General features: G+C 58.4%; 26 protein-coding genes. All 26 read left to right on the top strand.

Going from position 1 to position 15,682, the window contains the following annotated elements; all coding sequences use genetic code 11:
* The first annotated feature begins 1 nt into the window (after nt 1).
* The 26 genes from rpsL (at nt 2) to secY (ending at nt 15,679) form a co-directional block, all read left to right on the top strand.
* Nucleotides 2-382, top strand: a complete 381-nt coding sequence (rpsL, locus tag HF916_RS47480; protein ID WP_006998493.1) for a 30S ribosomal protein S12 — start codon at nt 2-4, stop codon at nt 380-382.
* A 179-nt stretch (nt 383-561) separates the two neighbouring features.
* Complete coding sequence (rpsG, locus tag HF916_RS47475; protein WP_006053291.1) at nt 562-1,032, top strand: 30S ribosomal protein S7; 471 nt, start codon at nt 562-564, stop codon at nt 1,030-1,032.
* A 134-nt stretch (nt 1,033-1,166) separates the two neighbouring features.
* Nucleotides 1,167-3,269 carry an elongation factor G gene (fusA, locus tag HF916_RS47470; protein ID WP_168795440.1) on the top strand — a complete coding sequence of 701 codons (2,103 nt, stop codon included), beginning with the start codon at nt 1,167-1,169 and terminating at the stop codon, nt 3,267-3,269.
* Between the two features lie 47 nt (nt 3,270-3,316).
* A complete protein-coding gene (gene tuf / locus HF916_RS47465) occupies nt 3,317-4,507 on the top strand; it encodes an elongation factor Tu (protein WP_168795439.1) in 1,191 nt (396 codons plus the stop codon).
* Between the two features lie 127 nt (nt 4,508-4,634).
* A complete protein-coding gene (gene rpsJ / locus HF916_RS47460; RefSeq protein WP_006998489.1) occupies nt 4,635-4,946 on the top strand; it encodes a 30S ribosomal protein S10 in 312 nt (103 codons plus the stop codon).
* A 201-nt stretch (nt 4,947-5,147) separates the two neighbouring features.
* Nucleotides 5,148-5,807, top strand: a complete 660-nt coding sequence (gene rplC, locus HF916_RS47455; protein ID WP_027800367.1) for a 50S ribosomal protein L3 — start codon at nt 5,148-5,150, stop codon at nt 5,805-5,807.
* On the top strand, nt 5,807-6,427 hold the full coding sequence (gene rplD / locus HF916_RS47450; protein WP_007180136.1) for a 50S ribosomal protein L4: 621 nt from the start codon (nt 5,807-5,809) through the stop codon (nt 6,425-6,427). Before rplC ends, rplD begins: the two co-directional genes overlap by 1 nt.
* Nucleotides 6,424-6,738: a 50S ribosomal protein L23 gene (rplW, locus tag HF916_RS47445; protein ID WP_007180135.1), complete on the top strand. Its 315-nt coding sequence runs from the start codon at nt 6,424-6,426 to the stop codon at nt 6,736-6,738. The genes rplD and rplW overlap by 4 nt, the downstream gene beginning before the upstream one ends.
* Nucleotides 6,739-6,740: 2 nt before the next feature.
* The gene (gene rplB / locus HF916_RS47440) at nt 6,741-7,568 is read left to right on the top strand and encodes a 50S ribosomal protein L2 (RefSeq protein WP_028199568.1); all 828 of its coding nucleotides are present in this window, start codon (nt 6,741-6,743) and stop codon (nt 7,566-7,568) included.
* Nucleotides 7,569-7,578: 10 nt separating this feature from the next.
* Complete coding sequence (gene rpsS, locus HF916_RS47435) at nt 7,579-7,854, top strand: 30S ribosomal protein S19 (RefSeq protein WP_054036552.1); 276 nt, start codon at nt 7,579-7,581, stop codon at nt 7,852-7,854.
* A 7-nt stretch (nt 7,855-7,861) separates the two neighbouring features.
* The gene (gene rplV / locus HF916_RS47430) at nt 7,862-8,194 is read left to right on the top strand and encodes a 50S ribosomal protein L22 (protein ID WP_197070230.1); all 333 of its coding nucleotides are present in this window, start codon (nt 7,862-7,864) and stop codon (nt 8,192-8,194) included.
* Nucleotides 8,195-8,205: 11 nt separating this feature from the next.
* Nucleotides 8,206-9,012 (top strand): 30S ribosomal protein S3, encoded by an 807-nt coding sequence (gene rpsC / locus HF916_RS47425; protein ID WP_020070582.1) that lies wholly within the window; start codon nt 8,206-8,208, stop codon nt 9,010-9,012.
* Nucleotides 9,013-9,014: 2 nt separating this feature from the next.
* Entirely contained in the window at nt 9,015-9,431 is a 417-nt protein-coding gene (gene rplP, locus HF916_RS47420; protein WP_013340739.1) for a 50S ribosomal protein L16, read from the top strand.
* Nucleotides 9,432-9,441: 10 nt separating this feature from the next.
* On the top strand, nt 9,442-9,636 hold the full coding sequence (rpmC, locus tag HF916_RS47415) for a 50S ribosomal protein L29 (protein WP_007180130.1): 195 nt from the start codon (nt 9,442-9,444) through the stop codon (nt 9,634-9,636).
* Complete coding sequence (gene rpsQ / locus HF916_RS47410; protein WP_007180129.1) at nt 9,633-9,905, top strand: 30S ribosomal protein S17; 273 nt, start codon at nt 9,633-9,635, stop codon at nt 9,903-9,905. Before rpmC ends, rpsQ begins: the two co-directional genes overlap by 4 nt.
* 297 nt (nt 9,906-10,202) lie before the next feature.
* Complete coding sequence (gene rplN, locus HF916_RS47405) at nt 10,203-10,571, top strand: 50S ribosomal protein L14 (RefSeq protein WP_006052212.1); 369 nt, start codon at nt 10,203-10,205, stop codon at nt 10,569-10,571.
* A 9-nt stretch (nt 10,572-10,580) separates the two neighbouring features.
* Nucleotides 10,581-10,889, top strand: coding sequence for a 50S ribosomal protein L24 (rplX, locus tag HF916_RS47400; protein ID WP_074766156.1), 309 nt, complete (start codon nt 10,581-10,583; stop codon nt 10,887-10,889).
* 17 nt (nt 10,890-10,906) lie between these two features.
* Entirely contained in the window at nt 10,907-11,446 is a 540-nt protein-coding gene (rplE, locus tag HF916_RS47395; RefSeq protein WP_006052214.1) for a 50S ribosomal protein L5, read from the top strand.
* 7 nt (nt 11,447-11,453) lie between these two features.
* Nucleotides 11,454-11,759, top strand: a complete 306-nt coding sequence (rpsN, locus tag HF916_RS47390; protein WP_168795438.1) for a 30S ribosomal protein S14 — start codon at nt 11,454-11,456, stop codon at nt 11,757-11,759.
* 14 nt (nt 11,760-11,773) lie between these two features.
* Nucleotides 11,774-12,169 (top strand): 30S ribosomal protein S8, encoded by a 396-nt coding sequence (gene rpsH / locus HF916_RS47385; protein WP_006052216.1) that lies wholly within the window; start codon nt 11,774-11,776, stop codon nt 12,167-12,169.
* An 18-nt stretch (nt 12,170-12,187) separates the two neighbouring features.
* Nucleotides 12,188-12,718 carry a 50S ribosomal protein L6 gene (gene rplF, locus HF916_RS47380; RefSeq protein WP_168795437.1) on the top strand — a complete coding sequence of 177 codons (531 nt, stop codon included), beginning with the start codon at nt 12,188-12,190 and terminating at the stop codon, nt 12,716-12,718.
* Between the two features lie 12 nt (nt 12,719-12,730).
* On the top strand, nt 12,731-13,096 hold the full coding sequence (rplR, locus tag HF916_RS47375) for a 50S ribosomal protein L18 (RefSeq protein WP_012434568.1): 366 nt from the start codon (nt 12,731-12,733) through the stop codon (nt 13,094-13,096).
* Between the two features lie 14 nt (nt 13,097-13,110).
* The gene (gene rpsE / locus HF916_RS47370; protein ID WP_006052219.1) at nt 13,111-13,629 is read left to right on the top strand and encodes a 30S ribosomal protein S5; all 519 of its coding nucleotides are present in this window, start codon (nt 13,111-13,113) and stop codon (nt 13,627-13,629) included.
* Nucleotides 13,630-13,639: 10 nt separating this feature from the next.
* Nucleotides 13,640-13,822: a 50S ribosomal protein L30 gene (gene rpmD / locus HF916_RS47365; protein WP_007180126.1), complete on the top strand. Its 183-nt coding sequence runs from the start codon at nt 13,640-13,642 to the stop codon at nt 13,820-13,822.
* A 29-nt stretch (nt 13,823-13,851) separates the two neighbouring features.
* Nucleotides 13,852-14,286, top strand: a complete 435-nt coding sequence (gene rplO, locus HF916_RS47360) for a 50S ribosomal protein L15 (RefSeq protein ID WP_011490050.1) — start codon at nt 13,852-13,854, stop codon at nt 14,284-14,286.
* A gap of 46 nt (nt 14,287-14,332) precedes the next feature.
* Entirely contained in the window at nt 14,333-15,679 is a 1,347-nt protein-coding gene (gene secY / locus HF916_RS47355; RefSeq protein ID WP_168795436.1) for a preprotein translocase subunit SecY, read from the top strand.
* Nucleotides 15,680-15,682 lie beyond the last annotated feature (3 nt).

Here is a 15,682-nt window from a genome sequence, read left to right as displayed (position 1 = left end):
AATGCCAACCATCAATCAACTGGTTCGCAAAGGCCGCGCGTCGGAAACGACGAAGAGCAAGAGCCCGGCTTTGCAGGACTGCCCCCAGCGTCGCGGCGTGTGCACCCGTGTGTACACCACGACGCCGAAGAAGCCTAACTCGGCACTGCGTAAGGTTGCCAAGGTTCGTCTGACGAACGGCTTCGAAGTCATTTCGTACATCGGTGGTGAAGGCCACAACCTGCAGGAACACTCGGTCGTGCTGATTCGCGGCGGCCGTGTGAAAGACTTGCCTGGTGTGCGTTACCACATGGTTCGCGGCTCGCTGGATACCCAGGGCGTCAAGGATCGCAAGCAGGCTCGCTCGAAGTACGGTGCGAAGCGTGCCAAGGCTGGCAAGTAATTAGCCGGTCAGTAGTTTCAGGTCGCCTGCAAAGGCGGTAATAGCGGTGGTGCCGGAATCGCCGGTGCTGTCGAGTAAGTGGTCACCCGACCAGGCTGGTAAGTCGTTAGAGATGAATCGGGTTAGTTGGTGGCCGAGGGGCTAAAAGTAGCTCCAACTGAAAAGTTAAAGGAAGAAACATGCCGCGTCGTCGCGAAGTCCCCAAGCGGGAAGTGTTGCCGGATCCGAAGTTCGGTAACGTTGATGTAGCTAAGTTCATGAACGTGCTGATGCTCTCCGGCAAGAAGTCGGTTGCCGAGCGTATCGTGTACGGCGCTTTCGAACAGATCCAGACCAAGGGTGGCAAGGACCCGCTGGAAGTGTTCACGGTAGCGCTCAACAACGTCAAGCCGGTGGTCGAAGTGAAGAGCCGCCGCGTTGGTGGTGCGAACTATCAGGTTCCGGTCGAAGTGCGCCCGTCGCGTCGTATGGCATTGGCGATGCGTTGGCTGCGTGAAGCCGCGAAGAAGCGCAGCGAGAAGTCGATGGCCCTGCGTCTGGCAGGTGAACTCTCCGAAGCGGCCGAAGGCCGTGGCGGCGCAATGAAGAAGCGCGACGAAGTTCACCGGATGGCAGAAGCCAACAAGGCGTTCTCGCACTTCCGTTTCTAAGCTTCCCGAACCCGGGTTTAGCAGAAAAAGCGGAAAGAAATTCCGGGCGGGTGCGCTTACAAAGCGCCTCGCCCGTTTGTGTTACAGCGCGATGGGCATTTTCTCGCATCGCGTCATCCCAATAGAGGATCAAAGTGGCTCGCAAGACACCTATCGAGCGCTACCGTAACATCGGTATTAGCGCTCACATCGACGCCGGCAAAACGACGACGACCGAGCGCATCTTGTTCTACACCGGCGTGAACCACAAGATTGGTGAAGTTCACGACGGCGCTGCCACCATGGACTGGATGGAGCAGGAACAGGAACGCGGCATTACGATCACGTCCGCTGCTACCACGGCGTTCTGGAAAGGCATGGCCGGCGACCGCGCTGAGCACCGCATCAACATCATCGACACCCCGGGCCACGTCGACTTCACGATTGAAGTTGAGCGCTCGATGCGCGTGCTCGACGGCGCGTGCATGGTGTACTGCGCCGTGGGCGGCGTTCAGCCCCAGTCGGAAACCGTGTGGCGTCAGGCTAACAAGTACAAGGTTCCCCGTCTCGCGTTCATCAACAAGATGGACCGTACCGGCGCGAACTTCTTCAAGGTTTACGAACAGCTCAAGCTGCGTCTGAAGGCGAACCCCGTTCCGGTCGTGGTGCCTATCGGCGCGGAAGAAAACTTCACGGGTGTCGTCGATCTGCTGAAGATGAAAGCGATCATTTGGGACGAGGCGTCCCAAGGCACGAAGTTCTCGTACGAAGAAATCCCGGCTGAGCTCGTTGACACGTGCAACGAATGGCGCGAGAAGATGGTCGAAGCTGCGGCTGAGTCGAACGAAGAGCTGATGAACAAGTACCTCGAGTCGGGCGAACTGACGGAAGCGGAAATCACCAAGGGTCTGCGCGACCGTACGATCGCTTGCGAAATCCAGCCGATGCTGTGCGGCACCGCGTTCAAGAACAAGGGCGTGCAACGGATGCTGGACGCCGTGCTCGACTTCCTGCCGTCGCCTGTCGACATTCCGCCGGTTACGGGTGAACTCGAAAACGGTGAGAAGGCTGAGCGCCGCGCGGCCGACGACGAGAAGTTCTCGTCGCTCGCATTCAAGATCATGACCGATCCGTTTGTCGGCCAGTTGATCTTCTTCCGTGTGTACTCAGGTACGACGAAGTCGGGCGACACCCTGCTGAACGCGACCAAGGACAAGAAGGAACGTCTCGGTCGTATTCTGCTGATGCACGCAAACCAGCGTGAAGAAATCAAGGAAGTGCACGCAGGCGACATCGCTGCTGCTGTTGGCCTGAAAGATGCCACCACGGGCGATACGCTGTGCGATCCGCTGCACCCGATCGTGCTCGAACGCATGATTTTCCCGGAGCCGGTGATTTCGCAGGCTGTTGAGCCGAAGACGAAGCCCGACCAGGAAAAAATGGGTCTGGCATTGAACCGTCTGGCACAGGAAGATCCGTCGTTCCGCGTTCAAACGGACGAAGAATCGGGCCAAACCATTATTTCGGGCATGGGCGAACTCCACCTGGAAATTCTGGTTGACCGGATGAAGCGCGAATTCGGCGTGGAAGCGACCGTCGGCAAGCCGCAGGTTGCATACCGCGAAACGATTCGCGGCAAGGCGGAAGACGTTGACGGCAAGTTCGTCAAGCAGTCGGGTGGTCGTGGCCAATACGGTCACGCGGTCATCACGCTCGAGCCGAATGAGCAGGGCAAGGGCTACGAGTTCCTCGACGAGATCAAGGGCGGTGTGATTCCGCGCGAATACATCCCGGCGGTGGACAAGGGCATCCAGGAAACGCTGAAGGCAGGCGTGCTGGCAGGCTTCCCGGTCGTCGACGTCAAGGTTCACCTGACGTTCGGTTCGTACCACGACGTTGACTCGAACGAAAATGCGTTCCGGATGGCCGGTTCGATGGCGTTCAAGGAAGCAATGCGCAAGGCTCAGCCGGTCATCCTCGAACCGATGATGGCCGTCGAAGTCGAAACGCCGGAAGACTACATGGGCAACGTGATGGGCGACCTGTCGGGCCGTCGCGGTATCGTTCAGGGCATGGACGACATGGTTGGCGGCGGCAAGATTGTTCGCGCTGAAGTGCCGCTGTCGGAAATGTTCGGCTACTCGACGTCGCTGCGTTCGCTGACCCAAGGTCGTGCAACGTACACGATGGAGTTCAAGCACTACTCCGAAGCACCGCGTAACGTGTCCGAAGCGATCATCAACGCGAAGTCGAAGTAATCGCGCGGCAAGTCATTCAACGATTAACTTTTTGAAAGAAGAGAAACATGGCTAAAGGTAAATTCGAACGGACCAAGCCGCACGTGAACGTCGGCACGATCGGTCACGTTGACCACGGCAAGACCACGCTGACGGCAGCGATCACGACGGTGCTGACCAAGAAGTTTGGCGGCGAAGCAAAGGCGTACGACCAGATCGACGCGGCGCCGGAAGAAAAGGCACGTGGTATCACGATCAACACGGCACACGTCGAGTACGAAACGGCTAACCGCCACTACGCCCACGTCGACTGCCCGGGCCACGCTGACTATGTGAAGAACATGATCACGGGCGCAGCGCAGATGGACGGCGCGATCCTGGTGTGCTCGGCTGCTGACGGCCCGATGCCGCAAACGCGTGAGCACATCCTGCTGGCGCGTCAGGTTGGTGTGCCGTACATCATCGTGTTCCTGAACAAGTGCGACATGGTGGACGACGCCGAGCTGCTCGAGCTGGTGGAAATGGAAGTGCGCGAGCTTCTGTCGAAGTACGACTTCCCGGGCGACGACACGCCAATCATCAAGGGTTCGGCCAAGCTGGCGCTGGAAGGCGACACGGGCGAGCTGGGCGAAGTGGCGATCATGAACCTGGCCGACGCGCTGGACACGTACATCCCGACGCCGGAGCGCGCGATCGACGGTGCGTTCCTGATGCCGGTGGAAGACGTGTTCTCGATCTCGGGTCGCGGCACGGTGGTGACGGGTCGTATCGAGCGCGGCGTCGTGAAGGTTGGCGAGGAAATCGAAATCATCGGCATCAAGCCGACGGTGAAGACGACCTGCACGGGCGTGGAAATGTTCCGCAAGCTGCTGGACCAGGGTCAGGCAGGCGACAACGTGGGTATCCTGCTGCGCGGCACGAAGCGTGAAGACGTGGAGCGTGGCCAGGTGCTGGCGAAGCCGGGTTCGATCAACCCGCACACGCACTTCACGGCTGAAGTGTACGTGCTGAGCAAGGACGAAGGTGGCCGTCATACGCCGTTCTTCAACAACTATCGTCCGCAGTTCTACTTCCGTACGACGGACGTGACGGGCTCGATCGAGTTGCCGAAGGACAAGGAAATGGTCATGCCGGGCGACAACGTGTCGATCACGGTGAAGCTGATCAACCCGATCGCGATGGAAGAAGGTCTGCGTTTCGCAATCCGCGAAGGCGGCCGTACGGTCGGCGCAGGTGTGGTTGCCAAGATTCTCGAGTAAAATCGCGGATTGAACTTGCAGTAAGTGGTGCCCGGAGCCGGGTGCCGGCCCTCAGCGGGCGCCCGGCTCTACGTTCTTTTATTGTCTGGCGGTGCAATACCGCCTCGCTCTTTTCCAAGGAATTGTCATGCAGAACCAGAAAATCCGTATTCGCCTGAAGGCTTTCGACTATCGCCTGATCGATCAATCGGCAGCTGAAATCGTCGACACGGCAAAGCGGACTGGCGCAATCGTTCGTGGTCCGGTGCCCCTGCCGACCCGCATTCAACGCTTCGACATCCTGCGGTCGCCGCACGTCAACAAGACGTCGCGCGATCAGCTCGAAATCCGTACGCACCAACGCCTCATGGACATCGTCGATCCGACGGACAAGACCGTTGACGCACTGATGAAGCTGGATCTGCCGGCTGGCGTGGACGTGGAAATCAAGCTGCAATAAGGCTTCCAGCGGTTGTCCGGCCTGTCGGGCAACGCTAAGTCATTGATTGCTTGCGGAAAACGAAAGGCCTCGCTATAATGCAAGGCTTTTCGCGCATTGGCGCAAAAAAGTCGGTGTGCTGCAGCATGAATTCATGCCCGAAACGGCACCGGCATTTTGTAAATTAGCCCCGACCAATCGCAGTCGGGAATGGAGAAAACGATGAGCCTTGGACTCGTAGGTCGCAAGGTTGGCATGACCCGTATCTTCACGGCAGAAGGGGATTCGATTCCCGTTACCGTGCTGGACGTGTCCGACAACCGCGTGACGCAGATCAAGACTGTTGAAACCGACGGCTACACGGCCGTGCAGGTTGCATTCGGTACGCGCCGTGCATCGCGTGTGACGAAGCCGTTGGCCGGTCATCTCGCCAAAGCCGGTGTTCAAGCCGGTGAAATCCTCAAAGAATTCCAGATCGATGCTGCCAAGGCTGCCGAGTTGTCGAGCGGCACCGTGGTCGGTCCCGACCTGTTCGAAGTAGGCCAAAAGGTCGACGTGCAAGGCGTGTCGATCGGTAAGGGCTACGCCGGTACCATCAAGCGTTACAACTTCGCATCCGGCCGTGCATCGCACGGTAACTCGCGCTCGCACAACGTGCCGGGCTCGATCGGTATGGCGCAGGATCCGGGTCGTGTTTTCCCGGGTAAGCGCATGACCGGTCACATGGGTGACGATACGGTAACCGTGCAAAACCTCGAAATCGCTCGTATCGACGCTGACCGCAAGCTGTTGCTGGTCAAGGGCGCCGTTCCGGGTGCGAAGGGTGGCAAGGTATTCGTTACGCCGGCCGTGAAGACGCGTGCCGTGAAAGGAGCGAAATAATGGAACTTAAGCTCCTGAATGCCAATGGTCAGGAAGGTGCAGGCGTTAGCGCGTCGGACGTCGTGTTCGGCCGCGATTACAACGAAGCCCTGATTCACCAGGTTGTGGTGGCGTATCAAGCGAATGCCCGTAGCGGCAACCGCGCGCAGAAGGACCGTGAGCAAGTCAAGCACACGACCAAGAAGCCGTGGCGCCAGAAGGGTACGGGCCGCGCCCGCGCCGGTATGTCGTCGAGCCCGCTGTGGCGCGGCGGTGGCCGGATCTTCCCAAATTCGCCGGAAGAAAACTTTTCGCACAAGGTCAACAAGAAGATGCATCGCGCAGGTCTCTGCTCGATCTTCTCGCAGCTGGCCCGCGAAGGCCGCATCTCGGTGGTCGACGAGCTGACGCTCGAAGCGCCGAAGACGAAGCTGCTGGCCGAAAAATTCAAGGCGATGGGTCTCGACTCCGTGCTGGTGATTACCGACACGGTTGACGAAAACCTGTACCTCGCGTCGCGCAACTTGGCCCATGTGGCAGTTGTCGAGCCGCGTTACGCCGACCCGCTGTCGCTGATCTACTTCAAGAAGATCCTGATCACGAAGGCTGCGGTCGCCCAGATCGAGGAGTTGCTGTCATGAGCGAGATTCGCAAGAACGATCATCGTTTGATGCAGGTCCTGCTCGCGCCGGTGATCTCCGAAAAGGCGACGCTGGTGGCCGACAAGAACGAACAAGTCGTGTTCGAAGTCGCGCCCGATGCCACGAAGCAGGAAGTGAAAGCTGCAGTCGAGCTGCTGTTCAAGGTGGAAGTCAATTCCGTCAACGTGCTGGTCTCGAAGGGCAAAGCCAAGCGCTTTGGTCGCTTCATGGGCAAGCGCAAGGACGTGAAGAAGGCGTACGTCTGCCTGAAGCCCGGCCAGGAAATCAACTTTGAAGCGGAGGCCAAGTAATCATGGCAATCGTTAAAGTTAAGCCGACTTCGCCGGGTCGCCGTGCGATGGTCAAGGTGGTCAACAAGGATCTGCATAAGGGCAAGCCGTACGCACCGCTGCTCGACTCGCAATCCTCGACCGCCGGCCGTAACAACAACGGTCACATCACCACGCGCCATAAGGGTGGTGGTCACAAGCATCACTATCGTGTCGTCGATTTCCGTCGCAACAAAGACGGCATTCCGGCGAAGGTCGAACGTCTTGAGTACGATCCGAACCGTAGCGCGAACATCGCGCTGGTTCTGTACGCGGACGGCGAGCGCAAGTACATCATCGCTCCGAAGGGCGTGACGGTTGGTCAGCAGCTGATGTCGGGTTCGGAAGCTCCGATCCGCGCGGGTAACACGCTGCCGATCCGCAACATTCCGGTCGGTACGACGATTCACTGCATCGAAATGCTGCCGGGCAAGGGCGCGCAAATGGCGCGTTCGGCTGGTACGTCGGCGATGCTGTTGGCTCGTGAAGGCATCTACGCACAGGTCCGCTTGCGTTCGGGTGAAATCCGCCGCGTGCACGTTGAGTGCCGCGCGACGATTGGTGAAGTTGGCAACGAAGAGCATAGCCTCCGTCAAATCGGTAAGGCTGGCGCAAACCGCTGGCGCGGTATCCGCCCGACGGTGCGTGGCGTTGCAATGAACCCGGTCGATCACCCGCACGGTGGTGGTGAAGGCAAGACGGCTGCAGGTCGCGATCCGGTGAGCCCGTGGGGCACGCCTGCTAAGGGTTATCGCACCCGCAGCAACAAGCGCACGACGAGCATGATCGTCCAGCGCCGTCACAAGCGTTAAGGAGTAGGCAATGGCACGTTCTGTAAAAAAAGGTCCGTTCTGCGACGCCCATTTGCTGAAGAAAGTTGAGTCGGCAGCCGCTGCGCGTGACAAAAAGCCGATCAAAACCTGGTCGCGTCGTTCGACGATTCTGCCGGATTTCATCGGTCTGACGATTGCCGTGCATAACGGCCGTCAACACGTCCCGGTGTACATCTCGGAAAACATGGTCGGCCACAAGCTTGGCGAGTTTGCATTGACCCGGACGTTCAAGGGTCATGCAGCCGACAAGAAGGCTAAGAAATAAGGGGCTCATGATGGAAGTGAAAGCAATTCATCGCGGTGCCCGCATCTCGGCGCAGAAAACGCGCCTTGTGGCTGACCAGATCCGCGGTTTGCCGGTCGACAAGGCGCTGAACGTCCTGACGTTCTCGCCGAAGAAGGCTGCGGGAATCGTGAAAAAGGTCGTGCTGTCGGCGATCGCGAATGCGGAGCATAACGAAGGCGCGGATATCGACGAGCTCAAGGTAACGAGCATCATGGTCGACAAGGCTGCCTCGCTCAAGCGTTTTACCGCGCGCGCTAAAGGCCGCGGTAACCGCATCGAGAAGCAATCCTGTCACATCACTGTGACGGTCGGGAATTAAGGGGTCATACGATGGGACAGAAAATTCATCCGACTGGCTTCCGTTTGGCCGTCAGCCGCAATTGGGCGTCGCGTTGGTACGCGAACAACAACAATTTCGCGGCGATGTTGCAGGAAGACATCGGTGTTCGTGAATACCTGAAGAAGAAGCTGAAGAACGCTTCGGTTGGCCGCGTCGTTATCGAGCGTCCGGCGAAAAACGCGCGCATTACGATTTATAGCTCGCGTCCGGGTGTCGTTATCGGTAAGAAGGGCGAAGATATCGAACTGCTGAAGTCGGAACTGCAACGCCGCATGGGCGTTCCGGTCCACGTCAACATCGAAGAAATCCGCAAGCCGGAAACCGATGCGCAACTGATCGCGGATTCGATCACGCAACAGCTCGAGCGCCGGATTATGTTCCGCCGCGCGATGAAGCGTGCGATGCAAAACGCAATGCGTCTGGGTGCTCAAGGCATCAAGATCATGAGCGCGGGCCGCCTGAACGGTATCGAAATCGCTCGTACGGAATGGTATCGCGAAGGTCGCGTGCCGCTTCATACGCTGCGTGCTGATATCGACTACGCAACTTCGGAAGCGAAGACGACGTACGGCATCATCGGTGTGAAGGTGTGGGTCTACAAGGGCGACACGCTCGGCCGCAACGACGCACCGGTGGTCGAAGAAGTCGCCGAAGAAAAGCGTCCGCGCCGCAACGCACGTCCGGGTGGCGATCGCCGTCCGCGTCGCGATGGTGAGGGTGGTGGCCCGGCAGGTGCACGCCGTGGCGCTCCTCGTCGTGCTGGCGGTGCCGGCGGCGACGGGAAGACTGGAGAATAACGATGCTGCAACCGAAACGCAGAAAGTATCGCAAAGAGCAGAAGGGTCGTAACACCGGTGTCGCTACCCGTGGCAACGCGGTGTCGTTCGGTGAGTTCGGCCTGAAGGCTATCGGTCGTGGTCGCTTGACCGCGCGCCAGATTGAAGCGGCACGTCGTGCAATGACGCGTCACATCAAGCGTGGTGGCCGCATCTGGATCCGCATCTTCCCGGACAAGCCGATCTCGCACAAGCCGGCTGAAGTACGGATGGGTAACGGTAAAGGTAACCCTGAGTACTACGTCGCAGAGATTCAACCGGGCAAGATGCTGTACGAAATGGACGGCGTAACCGAAGAGCTGGCACGCGAAGCGTTCCGTCTGGCTGCAGCTAAGCTGCCGCTCAAGACGACGTTTATCGTGCGTCAGCTCGGCGCCTAAGGAGCAAATGATGAAGGCTTCCGAACTTCACCAGAAAGATCAGGCCGCGCTCAACAAGGAGCTGTCGGACCTGTTGAAGGCGCAATTCGGCCTGCGCATGCAACTCGCGACCCAGCAGCTCACCAACACGAGCCAGCTGAAGAAGGTCCGTCGCGACATCGCACGTGTGCGGACCGTCCTGACTGAGAAGGCGAACCAGAAATGAACGATAGCGTAAAAACCTCGCTCAAGCGGACGCTGGTCGGCAAGGTCGTCAGCAACAAGATGGACAAGACGGTCACCGTGCTGGTCGAGCACCGCGTGAAGCACCCGATCTACGGCAAGTACGTTGTGCGTTCGAAGAAGTACCACGCGCACGACGATGCGAACACGTACAACGAGGGCGATCTCGTTGAAATCCAGGAAACGCGTCCGATTTCGAAGACGAAAGCTTGGGTTGTGGCTCGCCTGGTCGAGGCTGCTCGCGTCATCTGACGCCGCAAAGTTGTAGAAGCAACTAGTAACTGAAATCGCAGTAAGTTTCGCTTGCAAGGCCGGGATTATTTGTTATAATCTCGGTCTTCCCTCTTTTATGGGAGCCCCGTCGCGGGCGAAGTTGGTGGGGGAAGCGGTTCAGGCGCCAGTCTGTTCCGAAGGATTCACCGGATTGCGATGGCGGGTTTCGTTTGCCGTCGCTGCTGTTCATACCCAAGCAGCCGATTGGCTGACGGGACCAAGACTGACCGGGTACGCCATGGTGGTGTGACCGGATTAAGTTGGGAAAGATAAACCATGATCCAGACCGAAACTCGGCTTGAAGTGGCCGACAACACGGGTGCGCGTGAAGTCATGTGCATCAAGGTGCTCGGCGGCTCGAAGCGTCGTTATGCCAGCATTGGCGACATCATCAAGGTGACCGTCAAAGAAGCAACGCCGCGCGGGCGCGTGAAGAAAGGCGAAATTTACAACGCCGTGGTGGTTCGCACCGCTAAGGGCGTGCGCCGTCAGGACGGCTCGCTGATCAAGTTCGATGGCAATGCCGCAGTGTTGTTGAATGCAAAGCTCGAACCTATTGGCACCCGTATTTTCGGGCCTGTCACGCGCGAGTTGCGCAGCGAACGATTCATGAAGATCGTTTCGTTGGCACCTGAAGTGCTGTAAGGAGTCGCGATGAACAAGATTCGCAAAGGTGACGAAGTTATCGTCATCACCGGCAAAGATAAAGGCAAGCGCGGCGTCGTGCTGTCCGTTGGCGAAGACAAAGTGATTGTCGAGGGCATTAACCTCGTCAAGAAACACGTCAAGCCGAACCCGATGAAGGGTACGACGGGCGGTGTAGAAGCCAAGACGATGCCGCTGCAAATTTCGAACGTCGCATTGGTCGACGCGAATGGCAAGGCGTCGCGTGTAGGCATCAAGGTCGAAGGAGACAAGAAAGTCCGTTTCCTTAAGACGACCGGTGCCGAGCTGAGCGCCTGACGCTGCGGAGTAAAAAAATGGCTCGTTTGCAAGAGTTTTACAAAGAGAAGGTTGTACCCGGCCTCATCGAGAAGTTCGGTTACAAGTCCGTGATGGAAGTGCCGCGCATCACCAAGATCACCCTGAACATGGGCCTTGGCGAAGCGGTTGCTGACAAGAAGATCATCGAAAACGCCGTTGGCGACCTGACGAAGATCGCAGGCCAGAAGCCGGTGATCACGAAGGCACGCAAGGCAATCGCTGGCTTCAAGATCCGTCAAGGCTATCCGATCGGTGCAATGGTCACGTTGCGTGGTCAAGCAATGTACGAATTTCTGGACCGTTTCGTGACGGTCGCGCTCCCCCGGGTGCGTGACTTCCGTGGCGTCTCGGGTCGTGCGTTCGATGGTCGCGGCAACTACAACATCGGTGTGAAAGAGCAGATCATTTTCCCCGAAATCGACTACGACAAGATCGACGCACTGCGTGGGCTGAACATCAGCATCACGACGACTGCGAAGACCGACGACGAAGCAAAGGCTCTGCTCGCCAGCTTCAAGTTCCCGTTCAGAAACTGAGGTTACCGTGGCTAAACTGGCACTGATCGAACGTGAAAAGAAGCGTGCTCGCCTGGCCGCTAAGTACGCTCCCAAGCGTATTGAGCTGAAAGCGATCATTGGCGATATGAGCAAGTCGGACGAAGAGCATTACGCAGCACGTCTGGAACTGCAACAACTGCCGCGCAACTCTAACCCGACCCGTAAGCGCAACCGTTGCGCAATTACTGGTCGCCCGCGTGGCACGTTCCGTAAATTCGGGCTGGCGCGTAACAAGATTCGCGAAATCGCGTTCCGCGGCGAGATCCCTGGCCTGACCAAGGCGAGCTGGTAATAGGAGAAACGTAAATGAGCATGAGTGATCCTATCGCCGATATGCTGACTCGCATCCGCAATGCGCAGATGGTTGAGAAAGTCTCGGTGACTATGCCCTCGTCGAAAGTCAAGGTTGCGATTGCGCAGGTCCTGAAGGACGAAGGCTATATCGATGATTTCGCAGTGAAGTCCGAAGGTGCGAAGTCTGAATTGAACATCGTGTTGAAGTACTACGCCGGCCGTCCGGTCATCGAGCGCATTGAACGCGTCTCGAAGCCTGGTCTGCGTGTGTACCGCGGCCGTAACGACATCCCCGTGGTCATGAATGGCCTCGGCGTGGCAATCGTGTCGACGCCGAAGGGCGTGATGACGGACCGCAAGGCGCGTGCAACGGGCGTTGGCGGCGAAGTCATCTGCTACGTCGCTTAAGGCCGAAAGGAGAGAAACATGTCTCGAGTAGGTAAAAGCCCGGTCGCGCTGCAAGGCGCAGAAGTGGCCCTGAGCGACGATTGCATTACCGTCAAGGGTCCGCTGGGTACGATTTCGCAGGCTGCGAACAGCCTCGTGAAGGTGGTGAACGACAACGGCACGCTGAAGTTCGAGCCGGTTGGCGAAAGCCGCGAAGCGAATGCGATGTCGGGCACGATGCGCGCACTGGTGGCGAACATGGTGAACGGCGTGACGAAGGGTTTCGAGCGCAAGCTGACGCTGGTTGGCGTCGGTTACCGCGCACAAGCGCAAGGCGACAAGCTGAATCTGTCGCTGGGTTTCTCGCACCCCGTGGTGCACCAGATGCCGGAAGGCGTCAAGGCTGAAACCCCGACGCAAACCGAAATCGTGATCAAGGGGATCAATAAGCAACAAGTTGGCCAGGTCGCTGCAGAAGTGCGCGGCTATCGCCCGCCGGAGCCCTATAAGGGCAAGGGTGTGCGTTACGCCAACGAGGTTGTGATCCTCAAAGAAACGAAGAAGAAGTAAGGGTGCGCAATCATGGATAAGACTCAATCTCGCCTGCGCCGCGCTCGTCAGACGCGTATCAAGATCGCTGAGCTGCAGGTCGCGCGTCTCGCCGTGCATCGCACGAACACGCACATCTATGCGCAAGTGTTCTCGCCGTGCGGCACCAAGGTGCTCGCCAGCGCGTCGACGCTCGAGGCCGAAGTGCGTGCGCAACTCGCTGATCAGACGGGCAAGGGCGGCAACGTCAATGCTGCGACCTTGATCGGTAAGCGCATCGCAGAAAAGGCTAAGGCTGCCGGCATCGAATCCGTCGCCTTCGACCGTTCGGGTTTCCGTTACCACGGCCGCGTGAAAGCGCTGGCTGATGCGGCGCGCGAAGCCGGACTCAAGTTCTAAGGGAAGAATTCGTCATGGCAAAGATGCAAGCGAAAGTTCAGGCTGACGAACGCGACGACGGCCTGCGCGAAAAGATGATTTCGGTCAACCGCGTGACCAAGGTCGTGAAGGGTGGCCGGATTCTCGGTTTCGCCGCACTGACCGTGGTTGGCGACGGTGATGGCCGCGTCGGTATGGGCAAGGGCAAGGCGAAGGAAGTGCCGGTCGCTGTTCAGAAGGCGATGGAACAGGCTCGCCGCAACATGTTCAAGGTGCCGCTCAAGAACGGTACCCTGCAACACGAAGTGCACGGTAAGCACGGCGCATCGATGGTCCTCCTGGCTCCGGCCAAGGACGGTACCGGTGTGATCGCTGGCGGCCCGATGCGCGCAGTGTTCGACGTGATGGGCGTGCAGAACGTTGTGGCCAAGAGCCACGGTTCGACGAACCCGTACAACCTCGTTCGTGCAACGCTCGACGGTCTGCGTAAGCAGTCCACGCCGGGTGACATCGCGGCGAAGCGCGGCAAGTCCGTCGAAGATATTCTGGGCTAAGGTGGACACCATGTCTGATAAAACTGTCAAGGTCCAGCTCGTCAAGAGCCTGATCGGCACCCGTGAAACGCACCGTGCAACGGTGCGTGGCTTGGGTCTGCGCCGACTCAACTCGGTTAGCGAGTTGCAGGACACGCCGGCCGTGCGCGGCATGATCAACAAGGTTTCGTACCTCGTTAAGGTCATCAGCTAAGCGGCTGACCAGGACTCAAGGAGTTGATAATGGAATTGAATAACCTGAAGCCGGCTGAAGGCGCGAAGCACGCAAAGCGTCGCGTTGGACGCGGTATCGGCTCCGGCCTCGGCAAGACCGCTGGCCGTGGTCACAAGGGTCAGAAGTCGCGTTCGGGCGGCTTTCACAAGGTTGGCTTCGAGGGCGGTCAAATGCCGCTGCAACGTCGCCTGCCGAAGCGTGGCTTCACCTCGTTGACGAAGGAATTCGTCGGTGAAGTGCGTCTCTCGGATCTGGAAAAGCTGCCGGTCGACGAAATCGATCTGCTGGCTCTGAAGCAAGCCGGCTTGGTCGGCGAGCTGATCAAGAGCGCCAAGATCATCGCGACGGGCGAGCTCAAGCGCAAGGTCGTTGTGAAGGGTCTGGGTGCGACGAAGGGTGCGCGCGCTGCTATCGAAGCAGCCGGCGGCTCTTTTGCCGAGTAACGCGCAAGTTATTTGCCGTCACTAGCATTTGCATCGGAGAAGGTACTTGGCTAACAGCCCGAGTCTCGCAAAACCCGGTCGCAGCGCGGCGAAGTTCGGCGATCTGCGTCGGCGGGCAGTGTTCCTGCTGCTGGCGCTGGTCGTCTACCGTGTCGGCGCGCATATTCCGGTGCCGGGTATTGACCCGGACCAACTGGCAAAGTTGTTCCAAAGCCAGTCGGGCGGCATCCTTGGCATGTTCAACATGTTCTCGGGTGGCGCACTTTCGCGGTTCACGATTTTTGCGCTGGGGATCATGCCGTATATTTCGGCGTCGATCATCATGCAGTTGCTGGCAATTGTCTCGCCGCAACTCGAAGCGTTGAAAAAGGAAGGGCAGGCGGGTCAACGGAAGATCACGCAGTACACGCGTATCTTTACGGTCCTGCTGGCGACGTTCCAGGCGTTCGGCATTGCCGTGGCGCTGGAAAATCAGCCTGCTCTGGTGATCGATCCGGGAATGGTTTTTCGGTTGACGACGGTCGTGACGCTGGTGACCGGCACGATGTTCCTGATGTGGCTCGGTGAGCAGATCACGGAGCGCGGGCTTGGCAACGGTATCTCGATCATTATTTTCGGCGGGATTGCAGCGGGTTTCCCGAATGCGATCGGTGGTCTCGTTTCACTGGTGCAAACCGGTTCGATGAGTCCGATATCCGCGATTATCGTCGTCGCGCTGATTGCTGCTGTAACGTATCTGGTGGTGTTCATCGAACGCGGCCAGCGCAAGATTCTTGTGAACTACGCTAAGCGGCAAGTCGGTAACAAGATTTACGGCGGACAGTCTTCGCATCTGCCGCTGAAGCTGAACATGTCGGGCGTGATTCCGCCGATCTTCGCATCGTCGATCATTCTCTTCCCGGCAACCATCCTGAACTGGTTTAGTTCGGGGTCGCGTACCAGTTGGTTCGCAGACACGTTGCACAACGTGGCCGAAGCCCTTAAGCCCGGTCAACCCGTGTACGTGTTGCTGTACGCGTTGGCGATCGTTTTCTTCTGTTTCTTCTACACCGCACTGGTGTTCAACAGCAGAGAGACGGCCGACAACCTGAAAAAGAGTGGCGCTTTCGTTCCAGGCATCCGCCCGGGCGATCAAACGGCGCGATACATCGACCGCATCCTGACTCGTCTGACGCTGGCCGGTGCGATCTACATCGTGTTTGTTTGTCTGCTGCCGGAGTTTCTGGTGCTGCGCTGGAACGTGCCGTTTTATTTTGGTGGAACGTCGCTGCTGATCATTGTCGTCGTCACAATGGATTTCATGGCGCAGGTGCAGTCGTACGTTATGTCGCAACAGTATGAATCGCTGCTGAAGAAAGCTAATTTCAAAGGCGGCGGCGTCCCGATGCGTTGAAAG

It is taken from the genome of Paraburkholderia aromaticivorans (assembly GCF_012689525.1).
In the GTDB taxonomy this organism is placed as follows: Bacteria; Pseudomonadota; Gammaproteobacteria; order Burkholderiales; family Burkholderiaceae; genus Paraburkholderia; species Paraburkholderia aromaticivorans_A.
The sequence above is the reverse complement of the archived record's forward strand: the minus strand, read 5'-3'. Positions and strand labels throughout refer to the sequence as shown.